The sequence below is a fragment of the Tenacibaculum sp. AWR4_210 genome (assembly GCF_056160945.1).
On record NZ_JBSWYF010000004.1, the window covers coordinates 156,740 to 169,940 of the forward strand.

Below are 13,201 nucleotides of genomic sequence, written 5' to 3' on the forward strand. Positions count from 1 at the left end.
GTTAGTATCAGAATTTTGTTTATGACCGGTAAGCATCACTAGCCTCCTTGGGTAGACTTGATAATGAGTACTTCGTCATTTTGTTGCAGATAGGTTTCCGACCAGTGATCGCGTTTGGCAACGGTTGCATTTACGGCAATAGCAATTCCTCTCGAAGAAATTTCGAGCTGAGCTACTAATTGCTCTAAATTAATTGCCTTTTCAAATTGATGTGCTTGGTCGTTTACTTTTATTTGAATCATTTTTCACTAATTAAAGTAAACTATAGAAGAAGTTTTAGCAGGTACCCGAAGTTCCCCATACTAAAATACGATTTATGACTTTTCCCTACGCAGGTGTTAACCCAACAGGTTCCAAGGATATTTCTCAAACTAGTTTCCTAGCTACTCCTAAAGCTTACAGTTACAAATATAAAAGATTATTCGTTTTGAGCCTTTCTAAATTAGCTTTTCTCTTCGCGGATTGCTCAACGAAGACCAATATACCTTCCTTATCCGCAATGAGCTGATAGCTTTGTAACCACACTTAATACTGAAATAACAGAATTCATACTCAAAGTAATCACTTTTAAGGATTAAACCTACAACTGTGTACAAAGGCTGGCTACCTTTAACCTCAGGTGGAGCAGTCCCCACCCTAAAAACGACTCTGTTTCGCGGAGGTAATGAGCGAAAGGCGTTTACCGAAAAGCCATATGAGTAGGAACCAAACTAATAGAAGATGGAAACGAACACTTTAACTGAAAAGCACCTAGGGGTGCTAGGAGGATGGACTAAGTACAGAAAACTAAACGATGAAGATTTAGCCGTTTGGGAGGCAACTCCAAAACCTATCGGCGTTAACTATGCTCCTTATGAGGTAGCCTCACAAGTAGTGAGTGGAATGAACTACAAATTTAAAACGGTGGCTTCTATTCCGCACGCAGATGTTGAATGGCCAGCGATCGTAGAAATTTACAAGCCACTTGACGAACCTCCTTATATTACTGGAATTACAAGATTATAAAAACAACAAACGAGCCTTAACAGGCTCGTTTCGTTTTGCATTGTATTTTGTTATTTTGTTTACACACTTAGGCGTCTAAACTTTGTATTTTAGTTGTTACAGCATCTAAAACGTCAAATGCCGTCTCTGCCATTTTATTTCCTTTCAAATCCAGTAGTGGATTTACTTCCACAAACTCGACACAAGCTACTTTTTGGCTGTCTAGTAACTGCGAAATAATATCGATAATTTCGAACTGATCGAATCCTTTAGGCACAGGAGTTCCCGTTCCGTAAGAAATCATATCACAATCCATAGCATCTACATCAAAAGATACGTAGAGTACGTCACAATGTCCTAACTTTTCAAGTGCTTCTTGTACACATACCTCTAAGCCTCTGTAACGAACTTCGGCCACCATATAATTTTTGATGCCGTGTTTTTCCATTTGCTTATCCTCTGGTTCTTCGGTATCACGTACTCCAAAAAACACTATATCTTCCGGGTTTACCTTTTGTCCAGGAACACCAATATTTTTCATGCGCTCCCAAAACTCGGTAGTTTCTCTGTCTACATCGTTAATTTGACAATCGAGATTATCATCAGCAATCGCTGCAGCTAGTGGCATTCCGTGAATATTACCTGATGGAGAGGTATAAGGTGAATGCAAATCGCCATGGGCATCAATCCAAATCACTCCAACTCTTTTTGTAGCATTTGCCGCCTTTACACCACTAATGGTTCCTAGTGCTGACGAGTGATCCCCTGAGAGTACCAACGGGAACTTCCCTTCTTGTAAATTCACTTTTACGTGGTTTGACAATCGCTTACATTGATTAAAAACATTTTCAATACGCTTTGCTACTGAATTGTTTTCTTTGTTGTAGATAGACTCATTTTCCGTAATTACATCTTCGTACTCAAAACGGTCAAAATAATTACTTCCTTTATTGATTGCCGCAATTTCTATGGCATCAACCCCCATATCAGACCCCCGGGTTCCGGCTCCAATATCCGATCTGTTTTTTATAATTTTTACTTCTTTCATCGTGTTGCTATGAATTCAATAAAAAAATGTCATTTGAAATCAAATGACATTTTTGATATGCTTATTATCTCTTGTTAATCTTTACAAAAGGACGGTAGTTTTCACCAGTATATACCTGACGTGGTCTACCAATAGGCTCTTTGCGTAAACGCATCTCTCTCCACTGAGAAATCCAACCTGGTAAGCGTCCTAATGCGAACATTACCGTGAACATCTCAACAGGGATTCCTAAAGCTCTGTAAATAATTCCAGAGTAGAAATCTACATTTGGATACAACTTACGCTTAACGAAGTACTCGTCATTTAATGCTTCTTGCTCTAAACCTTTAGCGATATCCAAGATTGGATCTTGAATTCCTAAATCGTCTAATACTTCGTCTGCTGCAACCTTGATGATTTTAGCACGAGGGTCAAAGTTTTTGTACACGCGGTGTCCGAATCCCATTAAGCGGAAAGGATCTTCTTTATCTTTCGCTTTCCCCATGTACTTTTTCGTATCTCCTCCATCTTCTTTAATCGCTTCTAACATTTCTAGAACGGCTTGATTAGCTCCACCGTGTAACGGTCCCCACAAAGCTGAAATTCCAGCTGATAAAGAAGCGAATAATCCTGCGTGAGACGACCCTACTACACGCACTGTAGACGTAGAACAGTTTTGTTCGTGATCTGCGTGTAAGATTAATAATTTATCAATAGCGTCCTTGATAATAGGATTGATTTCATACTCTTCGTTTGGCTTTTCAAACATCATTTTCATAATGTTTTCAACATAGCCTAACTTACGAGATCCGTAGTGTAGTGGTAATCCCTTTTGCTTGCGCATAGTCCATGCAACCAACACAGGGAATTTACCCATGATTTTTACAATAGCATTGTACATATCCTCTTCTGAATCAACGTTCACAGAACTAGGGTTGAATGCAGTTAATGCAGATGTCAATGATGATAACACTCCCATCGGATGCGCATTCTTTGGGAAGGCATCGATGATTTTCTTGATATCGTCATCTACAATAGCATTGTCTAAAATGTCATTGTAAAATTTATCCAATTGTTCTTTGGTAGGTAACTCTCCAAAAATTAATAAATACGCTACTTCTAAGAAGTCTGCTTTTTCAGCCAATTCTTCGATTGAGTATCCTCTATAGCGTAAAATTCCCTTCTCTCCATCTAAAAATGTAATAGCACTTTGGCACGAACCTGTATTTTTGAAACCTGGGTCGATGGTTACAACTCCCCCTGTCGCTCCTCTTAAAGAAGCTATGTCTATTGCTGTTTCTTTCTCAGTACCCTGAATTAATGGAAATTCATAGGTGTTCTCGCCAATTTGTAATTTTGCTATATCTGACATTTTATATCTTAAATTTATAATTTGAAGTGAGTTGCGAAGATACCATTTTTTATAAAATTTAAAAAGTCCGAACTGATAGAATTTTAATATGAAAAAATAAGTTAATTTTATTTTACAATTTGGTAATACCACAACGTAATTTGCCCGCTAAACATCCAAATGCTGTCTTTTTAATTCATCCCTATTGCTAGGATTAGCTCATAAAAAAACCCCGCAGTCAAACTGCGGGGTTTTCAGCGTAAAGCACGCTTTATTTTTTAATCTTAAAGGCTTTTTCCTTTGGATAAAAAGCCACATCTCCTAAGGCTTCTTCGATGCGTAACAACTGATTGTATTTCGCCATTCTATCCGAACGAGATGCCGAACCGGTTTTAATTTGTCCGGTATTCAAGGCCACCGCTAAATCGGCAATGGTATTGTCTTCAGTTTCTCCCGAACGGTGACTCATCACAGAAGTATATCCAGCGTTATGTGCCATGTTTACCGCGGCAATAGTCTCTGTCAAGGTACCGATTTGGTTTACTTTAATAAGAATTGAATTCGCAATTCCGTTGTCAATTCCTCTCGACAAACGTTCAACATTGGTTACAAATAAATCGTCACCTACTAACTGAACCTTATCTCCTATTTTCTCCGTTAGGTATTTCCATCCTTCCCAATCGTTTTCATCCATTCCATCTTCGATAGAAATAATTGGGTATTTTTCAGCTAATTCAGCCAAGTAATCCGCTTGTTCTTTACTGCTTCGTACTTGTCCTTTTGCTCCTTCAAATTTCGTGTAGTCGTAGTTTCCATCTACAAAGAATTCTGCAGCTGCACAGTCAAGGGCAATCATCACTTCGTCACCAAAAGCATACCCTGCGTTTTTAGTTGCTAAAGCAATTGTTTCAATGGCGTCTTCCGTCCCTTCTAAAGTCGGTGCAAAACCACCTTCGTCACCTACTGCAGTTGACAAATTTCGATCGTGTAACACTTTTTTAAGGTGGTGAAAAATTTCAGAACCTACTTGCATAGCTTCAGTAAAATTAGCCGCTTTTACCGGCATTACCATAAACTCTTGAAATGCGATTGGTGCATCAGAATGCGACCCTCCATTGATGATGTTCATCATCGGTACTGGTAAGGTGTTTGCTGATACTCCACCAACGTATCTGTACAACGGTAGGCCCAATTCATTTGCTGCTGCTTTTGCTGCTGCAAGTGACACTCCTAATATAGCATTGGCTCCTAAGTTCGCCTTGTTTGCAGTTCCGTCTAAATCGATCATAATCTTATCGATCATGTTTTGTTCGAATACAGAAACCCCTAATAATTCTTGAGCGATTACTGTATTTACATTCTCTACAGCCTTTAACACTCCTTTACCCATATAGCTTTTCTCTCCATCACGTAATTCAACTGCCTCGTGCTCTCCTGTTGAAGCTCCTGAAGGAACAGCTGCTCTACCTACTATACCATTTTCAGTAGTCACGTCTACTTCGATAGTAGGATTACCTCTTGAATCAAAAATTTGACGTGCGTGTATGTTGATAATAATACTCATAGTTATTTTGTTTGTTAGAAATTATTTCGGTAGCCAAGTTACAAAATACTACCCTCTTATTTTTTTTTAATTGCGAAAACGTTTTAAAAGCCAAATTCCCGCATAAACGCGGGAATTTCTTTAGGCTTTTACCTTTTTTATTAAGTCGATAAAATCGTCGAATAAATACTCAGCATCGTGTGGTCCAGGGCTCGCCTCTGGATGGTACTGTACTGAAAATACATTCTTGTTTACCATACGAATCCCTGCTACCGTATTGTCATTGAGGTGCACGTGAGTGATTTCTACATCTGGGTGTGCCTCTGTCTCTTCTCTATTGATGGCAAATCCGTGGTTTTGTGACGTAATTTCACCTTTTCCTGTCAATAAATTCTTTACAGGGTGGTTAATTCCACGGTGCCCGTTGTGCATTTTATAGGTTGAAATACCATTGGCCAAAGCGATTACTTGATGTCCTAAACAAATTCCAAAAAGCGGTAAGTTGTTTTCGATAATTTCCTTGGCTGTTTCCTGTGCTGCTGTCAGCGGCTCTGGATCTCCAGGACCGTTAGAGATAAAGTAACCATCAGGATTAAAACTCTTGAGGTCTTCAAAGCTCGCATCGTACGGGAATACTTTTACATAAGCTCCGCGTTTAGCGAGGTTTCTCAAGATGTTTTTCTTGATTCCGATGTCCAATGCTGAAATCTTGATAGGCGCAGTTTCTTCTCCGAAGAAATAAGGCTCTTTGGTTGACACTTTAGACGCCAACTCAAGTCCTTCCATATTCGGAACCTCTGCTAATTTCGCTTTCAAAGCATCGATATTATCTACCTCCGTAGAAATAATTGCGTTCATCGCACCGTTGTCACGGATATACGAAACTAACGCACGCGTATCGACATCTGAGATTGCTACGAGATTGTGTTTAACAAACCAATCTTTTAAATTACTCTCTGAATCTGGGCGTGAATGAGTAAAACTAAAATTTCTACAAATTAACCCGGAAATTTTAATTCCATCTGATTCTACCTCTTCGTTATTCACACCGTAATTTCCGATGTGCGCGTTGGTAGTCACCATTAATTGTCCAAAATAAGAAGGATCTGTAAAAACTTCTTGATATCCTGTCATACCGGTGTTAAAGCAAATTTCACCAGTAGCAGTTCCTTCAATTCCTATAGATTTCCCATAAAAAATAGTTCCGTCTGCTAACAAAACTAAGGCCTTTTTTCTCGACTGATATTTCATTTAGTGTGTTGTGATATTTGTTTGCAAAAATATTTAAAAAAAAGGGATAAACACTAAGTGTTCATCCCTTTTAATATGATTGATAGAATAACGCATTCTATTCTTCTTCTTGAGTTGCTTGAGTTTCAACAGCTGCAGGAGCGTCAGCTTTCTTACCACCTCCACGACGGCTACGACGTGTAGATTTTTTAGCCTTGTTTCCTTTAGGGTTGTACAATTCGTTATAATCAACTAATTCAACCATTGCCATAGGAGCGTTATCTCCTTGACGGTTTCCTAACTTGATGATACGAACGTAACCACCTGGTCTGTCTGCTACCTTTACAGAAATCTCTTTGAATAATTCAGTAACTGCGTACTTGTTTCTCAAGTAGCTAAATACTACACGACGGTTGTGAGTTGTATCGTCTTTTGATTTCGTAATCAAAGGCTCTACGAACTTACGCAACGCTTTAGCTTTCGCTTCTGTAGTATTGATACGCTTGTGCTCGATTAACGAACAAGCCATGTTTGCTAACATAGACTTTCTATGCGCAGTTTTTCTTCCTAAATGGTTAAATTTCTTTCCGTGTCTCATGACATTTGGTTTTGGCTTTCATCTTGCTCAACTCTCTTTGAGGAGCAAATTATGAAAGATTAATCTCTATCTAATTTGTATTTGCTTAAATCCATTCCGAAATTTAAACCTTTGTTATGCACTAACTCTTCTAATTCAGTTAATGACTTCTTACCAAAGTTTCTGAACTTCATTAAGTCACTCTTATTAAACGATACTAAGTCTCCTAAAGTATCTACTTCTGCCGCCTTTAAACAGTTTAAAGCACGCACAGATAAATCCATATCTACCAATTTGGTCTTTAACAACTGACGCATGTGTAATGACTCTTCGTCATAAGTTTCCGTCTGTGCAATTTCATCTGCCTCTAAAGTGATACGCTCATCAGAGAATAACATAAAGTGGTGGATTAAAATTTTAGCAGCTTCAGTCAACGCGTCTTTTGGATTAATAGACCCATCCGTATCGATATCGAAAACTAACTTTTCGTAATCAGTTTTTTGCTCTACACGGAAGTTTTCTACTGCGTATTTTACATTCTTTATCGGAGTGTAAATAGAGTCAGTAAAGATGGTACCTAATGGCGCTCCAGCTCTCTTGTTTTCCTCTGCAGGAACAAATCCTCTTCCTTTTTCTATGGTAATCTCAGCGTTTAAGTTTACTGATTTGTCCATATTACAAAGTACTAAGTCTGGGTTCAATACTTGGAAACCAGAGATAAACTTTTGTAAATCACCTGCTGTTAATTGCTCTTGACCAGAAATCGCGATAGAAACAGTTTCTCTGTCCGATTCTTCGATTTGCTTTTTAAAGCGCACTTGCTTTAAGTTCAAGATAATTTCAGTCACATCCTCAACAACTCCTTCGATAGTTGAAAACTCGTGATCTACACCATCCACGCGTAATGATGTAATTGCAAACCCTTCTAAAGAAGATAACAATACTCTTCTCAAAGCATTACCTACTGTTAAACCAAATCCTGGTTCTAAAGGTCTGAACTCAAATCTACCTGAAAAATCGGTAGATTCAACCATAATTACTTTGTCTGGTTTTTGAAAATTTAAAATCGCCATATGTTTTTCTTCGTTTTGATTGTTATTTGGTTGCGCGGTTTAAAAGATTGAAGAAGTTCTGACAAACCCTTTGGCCAAATACCAATATGATTAATTTATTACTTAGAGTATAATTCTACGATTAATTGCTCTTTGATATTCTCAGGAATTTGTAATCTTTCTGGAGCTTTTACGAAAGTACCAGACTTTTGCTCAGCATTCCAAGTTAACCACTCGTATACACTGCTGTTAGAAGCTAATGCATTTTCGATAGCGTCTAAAGATTTAGACTTCTCTCTTACTGCAACAACGTCTCCAGCTTTTAATCTATAAGAAGGAATGTTTACGATGTTACCGTTTACAGTAATGTGACGGTGAGAAACTAACTGACGAGCAGCTCTACGAGAAGTAGCAATACCTAAACGGTATACTACGTTATCTAAACGAGACTCACATAATTGTAACAATACCTCACCAGTAATTCCTTTAGAAGCTGATGCTTTTTTGAATAAGTTAGAGAACTGACGCTCTAAGATACCGTAAGTATACTTAGCTTTTTGCTTTTCCATTAACTGGATAGCGTATTCAGATTTCTTTCCTCTTCTCTTACCAACTCCGTGTTGTCCTGGAGGGTAATTTCTTTTTTCGAAGTTCTTATCGTCTCCGAAGATTGCTTCACCAAACTTACGAGCAATCTTAGTTTTTGGTCCTGTATATCTTGCCATTTCTATTAAATTTAGTAGGGATTATGAATTAAGGCGTACTCCTTCGATAATCTAGATCCTACTGAGTTAAAAATTTTTACTTTAAAAAACAAAGTAAAAGTATAAACTGAACGGATGTTCAGCTTATACTCTTCTTCTTTTAGGTGGACGACATCCGTTGTGAGGAATTGGAGTAACGTCAATGATTTCAGTTACCTCGATTCCAGCATTGTGGATAGATCTGATAGCAGATTCTCTACCGTTACCTGGTCCTTTAACATATACTTTAACTTTGCGTAATCCAGCTTCTTTAGCCACATTAGCACAATCTTCAGCTGCTAATTGCGCAGCGTAAGGAGTGTTCTTCTTAGAACCTCTAAAGCCCATTTTCCCGGCAGATGACCAAGAGATAACGTCTCCTTTTTTGTTCGTTAAAGATATGATGATATTGTTGAATGATGCAGTAACGTGTGCTTCACCTACTGATTCAATTACAACTTTACGTTTCTTTGTTACTTTAGACTTTGCCATAATTCTTTACGATTAGTAAAAATAATCTAGCGATTATTTTTTCTTGTTAGCTACAGTTTTTCTCTTACCTTTTCTCGTACGAGAGTTATTCTTAGTTCTCTGACCTCTTAAAGGTAACCCAAGTCTGTGACGAATACCTCTTTGACATCCGATGTCCATTAAACGTTTGATGTTTAATTGAACTTCCGAACGCAATTCACCTTCGATAGTGTAAGTTCCAACTTGCTCACGAATTGCTGCAATTTGATCATCAGTCCAATCTTGAACTTTGATACTTTCATCGATGTTTGCAGTCGCTAACACTTCTTTAGCTCTGCTTCTTCCTATACCAAAGATGTAAGTTAAAGCGATTACGCCTCTTTTATTCTTTGGAATGTCAATACCTGCGATTCTTGCCATAACTACCCTTGTCTTTGTTTAAATCTAGGATTCTTCTTATTTATTACATATAATCTGCCTTTTCTGCGAACGATTTTGCAGTCGGCACTTCTTTTCTTTAATGATGCTCTTACTTTCATCAGTGTTGTTTTTTAATATCTGTAAGTAATTCTAGCCTTCGTTAAATCATACGGGCTCATTTCTAACTTTACCTTATCTCCAGGTAAAAGTTTAATATAATGCATACGCATCTTTCCTGAAATATGAGCCGTTACAATATGCCCATTTTCTAATTCTACACGGAACATAGCATTGGACAATGCTTCCGTTATCGTTCCATCTTGTTGAATTGCTGGTTGTTTAGCCATATTATTTCAATGATTTTCTGTTACTATTACCAGTTTTCATTAAACCGTCATAACGACTGTTTAATAAGTACGAGTTAATTTGCTGAATCGTATCAATAGCTACCCCTACCATAATGATTAATGAGGTTCCTCCGAAGAACATCGCCCAGTTTTGAGTTACCCCAAACTTTACGATAATCGCAGGTAAGATTGACAATGCTGCTAAGAACAACGATCCTGGGAAAGTAATTCTCGACAATACAGCATCTAAGTAATTTGCAGTTTCTTCACCTGGCTTATATCCAGGAACAAAACCATTACTTCTCTTTAAATCCTCAGCCATCTTGTTTGTAGGAATAGTAATTGCCGTGTAAAAGTAACTGAAGACAATAATTAAGATAGCAAATATAACGTTATACCATAACCCGAAATTATCAGCTAAGCTCTTCATCTCTGGATATTTTTGCCCAAGTGCTACCGGTATAAACATGATAGCCTGTGCGAAGATGATAGGCATTACCCCAGCAGCATTCAACTTTAAAGGAATGTACTGACGCGCTCCATCAACGTCTTTAATATCCGTTACTGCCGTACGACGAGCGTACTGTACAGCAACCTTACGAACAGCTGTTACTAATAATACAGTTAACAAAATTACCACAAACCACGCGATTAACTCGATTAAGATCATCATGATTCCACCACCACCAGCATTATCCGTTTTAGAGATAACCTCTTGGATAAATGCTACTGGGAAGTTCGCGATAATACCAACAGTAATTAATAATGAGATTCCATTACCAACTCCTTTGTCAGTGATACGCTCTCCTAACCACATGGCAAAAATTGTTCCTGCAGTTAATAAAATCATTGACGACACCCAGAATACTGGTCCTTGTACTAAGAAAGCAGCCTCGGTTAAACCGAATTGAGTTTTGATCGCCGTGATATACGTAGGTCCTTGAACCATGGTAATTAAGATCGTTAACCAACGAGTTATTTGAGTAATCTTTTTTCTACCACTCTCTCCATCTTTTTGTAATTTCTGTAAATACGGTACCGCGATACCCATTAACTGAACTACAATCGATGCAGAAATGTAAGGCATAATCCCAAGTGCCATTACTGACGCGCGAGCAAATGCCCCTCCTGTAAATGCGTTTAATAAACCTAAAAGACCATCTCCAGCTTGGTCTTTTAATGCTGTTAGCTGTGTAGGGTCTATTCCAGGTAATGGAACAGCTGCCATAAAGCGGTAAACAGCAATTAAACCTATCGTTAAAAGAATCTTAGATTTTAATTCTTCTATCTTGAAAATATCTCTTAAAGTATTTATAAAATTCATCATTTACAGTTTTCTTATAAGGTAACCGCCTCTCCACCGGCAGCCTCGATAGCCGCTTTTGCAGTAGCAGTAAATTTGTGTACAGTAATATTTAATTTAGCTTTCAACTCACCACGACCTAAGATTTTCACTAAGTCATTCTTACGAGCTAAACGGTTCTCAACTAATACGTCTAAAGTAACTGTATCAGTGATTTTACCGCTATCCACTAAACCTTGTAATTTATCTAAATTTACACCAACATATTCCTTGCGATTGATGTTTGTAAAACCAAATTTAGGCACACGTCTTTGAAGTGGCATTTGCCCTCCTTCAAATCCAATCTTTCTAGAATATCCTGAACGAGATTTAGCTCCTTTGTGACCTCTTGTCGAAGTTCCTCCGTGACCAGAACCTTCACCACGAGCGATACGCTTACCGCTTTTAGTTGATCCAGCTGCTGGTTTTAAGTTATGTAAACTCATCTTATAATATCTTATTTAATTTCTTCTACAGAAACTAAGTGTTGAACTTTTTTTACCATTCCTAAAACTGTAGGTGTAGCGTTGTGCTCTACAGTTTGATTCATCTTACGTAATCCTAAGGCCTCTAACGTCAATTTTTGATTTTTAAGGCGACCTATTTGGCTTTTTACTTGTGTAACTCTAATCTTACTCATCCTCTTAAAAATTAACCGTTAAATACTTTATCTAAAGAGATACCTCTTTGCTTAGCGATGGTCTCAGCACTACGTAATTGTAATAAAGCGTCAAAAGTAGCCTTTACTACGTTGTGAGGGTTAGAAGAACCTTGAGACTTCGATAATACGTCTTTAATTCCTACTGATTCTAATACAGAACGTACAGCACCCCCTGCAATAACTCCGGTACCGTGTGAAGCTGGCTTGATAAATACTTTAGCTCCACCGAATTTACCTTTTTGCTCGTGAGGTAAAGTTCCATCTAAGATAGGAATGCGAACTAAGTTTTTCTTTGCATCTTCTACTGCTTTAGCAATTGCAGAAGAAACGTCTTTAGATTTCCCTAATCCGTGTCCTACAACTCCGTTACCATCTCCTACAACAACAATTGCAGAAAAACCAAAAGCTCTACCACCCTTAGTTACTTTAGTAACACGTTGAACTCCTACTAATTTATCTACAAGCTCTAATCCGCTTGGTTTTACTCTTTCTACGTTTTTATATCCTAACATAATATAATTTCTTAAAATTTTAAACCAGCTTCTCTTGCAGCGTCTGCTAATACTTTAACTCTCCCGTGGTATAAATACCCGTTACGATCAAAAGCAACAGTAGTGATGCCAGCTTTTGAAGCTTTTTCAGCGATAGTTTTCCCTACAGCTGTAGCAGCTTCTGCTTTAGAACCAGATGCAATCTCCTTGTCTCTTGATGAAGCAGATGCTAAAGTAACACCAGCAACATCGTCTATAATTTGAGCATAGATCTCTTTGTTACTTCTAAAAACCGATAATCTTGGCTTTGCAGCAGTACCAGAAATAATTTTTCTAATTCTATACTTAATGCGTTGTCTTCTTTCAAGCTTTGATAATGCCATAATAATATTTTCTTAGTTATTATGCAGATTTACCTGCTTTTCTTCTTAATACTTCTCCTACAAACTTAATTCCTTTTCCTTTGTAAGGCTCTGGCTTACGGAAAGAACGGATTTTTGCTGCTACCTGACCAACTAATTGCTTGTCGTGTGAAGTCAACTTAACGATAGGGTTCTTACCTTTTTCAGATACAGTCTCTATCTTAACTTCAGGAGCTAATTCTAATACGATGTTATGAGAAAAACCTAAAGCTAAATCTAATTTTTGACCTTGGTTAGAAGCTCTATAACCTACACCAACTAATTCTAGTTCTTTGGTAAAACCTTTAGTAACTCCTTCAATCATGTTGTTGATTAAAGCACGGTACAACCCGTGAGCAGCTCTTTGATCTTTACCGTCTGATGGTCTCTCTACAGTGATGATACCATCTTCAATTTTTACAGTAATTCCAGCAGTCAACTCTTGAGATAACTCTCCTAACTTCCCTTTTACTGTAACCACGTTTCCGTCTACTTTTACTTCAACACCTTGTGGCAATGCGATTGGATTTTTTCCTATTCTACTCATCTTACAACTGTGAT

19 protein-coding genes and 1 riboswitch are annotated in these 13,201 nt (G+C 37.9%); of the genes, 1 reads left to right on the plus strand and 18 read right to left on the minus strand.

Features of this window, described 5'->3' with window-relative positions; all coding sequences use genetic code 11:
• Nucleotides 1-38 precede the first annotated feature (38 nt).
• Nucleotides 39-242, minus strand: coding sequence for a sulfur carrier protein ThiS (thiS, locus tag ACXAG7_RS08610; RefSeq protein WP_408044901.1), 204 nt, complete (start codon nucleotides 240-242; stop codon nucleotides 39-41).
• Between the two features lie 65 nt (nucleotides 243-307).
• Nucleotides 308-401, minus strand: a riboswitch (TPP riboswitch).
• 319 nt (nucleotides 402-720) lie between these two features.
• Between thiS and ACXAG7_RS08615 the strand changes: the two genes are divergently transcribed.
• A complete protein-coding gene (locus ACXAG7_RS08615) occupies nucleotides 721-1,005 on the plus strand; it encodes a hypothetical protein (RefSeq protein WP_408044902.1) in 285 nt (94 codons plus the stop codon).
• A gap of 67 nt (nucleotides 1,006-1,072) precedes the next feature.
• Here the strand turns inward: ACXAG7_RS08615 and ACXAG7_RS08620 are convergent, their stop codons facing one another.
• From ACXAG7_RS08620 to rplF, 17 genes are all read right to left on the minus strand, one after another.
• A complete protein-coding gene (locus ACXAG7_RS08620) occupies nucleotides 1,073-2,032 on the minus strand; it encodes an arginase (RefSeq protein ID WP_476666601.1) in 960 nt (319 codons plus the stop codon).
• Between the two features lie 64 nt (nucleotides 2,033-2,096).
• A complete protein-coding gene (locus ACXAG7_RS08625) occupies nucleotides 2,097-3,383 on the minus strand; it encodes a citrate synthase (protein ID WP_408044904.1) in 1,287 nt (428 codons plus the stop codon).
• Between the two features lie 250 nt (nucleotides 3,384-3,633).
• Entirely contained in the window at nucleotides 3,634-4,926 is a 1,293-nt protein-coding gene (gene eno, locus ACXAG7_RS08630) for a phosphopyruvate hydratase (RefSeq protein WP_408044905.1), read from the minus strand.
• A gap of 120 nt (nucleotides 4,927-5,046) precedes the next feature.
• Entirely contained in the window at nucleotides 5,047-6,156 is a 1,110-nt protein-coding gene (gene carA, locus ACXAG7_RS08635; protein WP_408044906.1) for a glutamine-hydrolyzing carbamoyl-phosphate synthase small subunit, read from the minus strand.
• Nucleotides 6,157-6,253: 97 nt separating this feature from the next.
• Nucleotides 6,254-6,733 (minus strand): 50S ribosomal protein L17, encoded by a 480-nt coding sequence (gene rplQ / locus ACXAG7_RS08640; protein ID WP_408044907.1) that lies wholly within the window; start codon nucleotides 6,731-6,733, stop codon nucleotides 6,254-6,256.
• Nucleotides 6,734-6,792: 59 nt separating this feature from the next.
• Nucleotides 6,793-7,785, minus strand: a complete 993-nt coding sequence (locus ACXAG7_RS08645; RefSeq protein WP_408044908.1) for a DNA-directed RNA polymerase subunit alpha — start codon at nucleotides 7,783-7,785, stop codon at nucleotides 6,793-6,795.
• A gap of 98 nt (nucleotides 7,786-7,883) precedes the next feature.
• Nucleotides 7,884-8,489, minus strand: a complete 606-nt coding sequence (gene rpsD, locus ACXAG7_RS08650) for a 30S ribosomal protein S4 (protein WP_408044909.1) — start codon at nucleotides 8,487-8,489, stop codon at nucleotides 7,884-7,886.
• 123 nt (nucleotides 8,490-8,612) lie between these two features.
• Nucleotides 8,613-8,999 carry a 30S ribosomal protein S11 gene (gene rpsK / locus ACXAG7_RS08655; RefSeq protein WP_068703467.1) on the minus strand — a complete coding sequence of 129 codons (387 nt, stop codon included), beginning with the start codon at nucleotides 8,997-8,999 and terminating at the stop codon, nucleotides 8,613-8,615.
• A gap of 33 nt (nucleotides 9,000-9,032) precedes the next feature.
• Nucleotides 9,033-9,398, minus strand: a complete 366-nt coding sequence (gene rpsM / locus ACXAG7_RS08660) for a 30S ribosomal protein S13 (protein ID WP_408044910.1) — start codon at nucleotides 9,396-9,398, stop codon at nucleotides 9,033-9,035.
• Between the two features lie 2 nt (nucleotides 9,399-9,400).
• Entirely contained in the window at nucleotides 9,401-9,517 is a 117-nt protein-coding gene (ykgO, locus tag ACXAG7_RS08665; RefSeq protein WP_010181906.1) for a type B 50S ribosomal protein L36, read from the minus strand.
• A 12-nt stretch (nucleotides 9,518-9,529) separates the two neighbouring features.
• Nucleotides 9,530-9,745 carry a translation initiation factor IF-1 gene (gene infA, locus ACXAG7_RS08670; protein ID WP_068206835.1) on the minus strand — a complete coding sequence of 72 codons (216 nt, stop codon included), beginning with the start codon at nucleotides 9,743-9,745 and terminating at the stop codon, nucleotides 9,530-9,532.
• Nucleotide 9,746: 1 nt separating this feature from the next.
• Nucleotides 9,747-11,069, minus strand: a complete 1,323-nt coding sequence (gene secY / locus ACXAG7_RS08675) for a preprotein translocase subunit SecY (protein ID WP_408045232.1) — start codon at nucleotides 11,067-11,069, stop codon at nucleotides 9,747-9,749.
• Between the two features lie 14 nt (nucleotides 11,070-11,083).
• Nucleotides 11,084-11,533, minus strand: coding sequence for a 50S ribosomal protein L15 (rplO, locus tag ACXAG7_RS08680; RefSeq protein WP_408044911.1), 450 nt, complete (start codon nucleotides 11,531-11,533; stop codon nucleotides 11,084-11,086).
• Between the two features lie 11 nt (nucleotides 11,534-11,544).
• Nucleotides 11,545-11,727: a 50S ribosomal protein L30 gene (gene rpmD, locus ACXAG7_RS08685; protein ID WP_408044912.1), complete on the minus strand. Its 183-nt coding sequence runs from the start codon at nucleotides 11,725-11,727 to the stop codon at nucleotides 11,545-11,547.
• Nucleotides 11,728-11,738: 11 nt separating this feature from the next.
• Nucleotides 11,739-12,263, minus strand: a complete 525-nt coding sequence (rpsE, locus tag ACXAG7_RS08690) for a 30S ribosomal protein S5 (RefSeq protein WP_408045233.1) — start codon at nucleotides 12,261-12,263, stop codon at nucleotides 11,739-11,741.
• 8 nt (nucleotides 12,264-12,271) lie between these two features.
• Complete coding sequence (gene rplR / locus ACXAG7_RS08695) at nucleotides 12,272-12,622, minus strand: 50S ribosomal protein L18 (protein WP_408044913.1); 351 nt, start codon at nucleotides 12,620-12,622, stop codon at nucleotides 12,272-12,274.
• A gap of 19 nt (nucleotides 12,623-12,641) precedes the next feature.
• Complete coding sequence (gene rplF / locus ACXAG7_RS08700; protein WP_408044914.1) at nucleotides 12,642-13,187, minus strand: 50S ribosomal protein L6; 546 nt, start codon at nucleotides 13,185-13,187, stop codon at nucleotides 12,642-12,644.
• Nucleotides 13,188-13,201 lie beyond the last annotated feature (14 nt).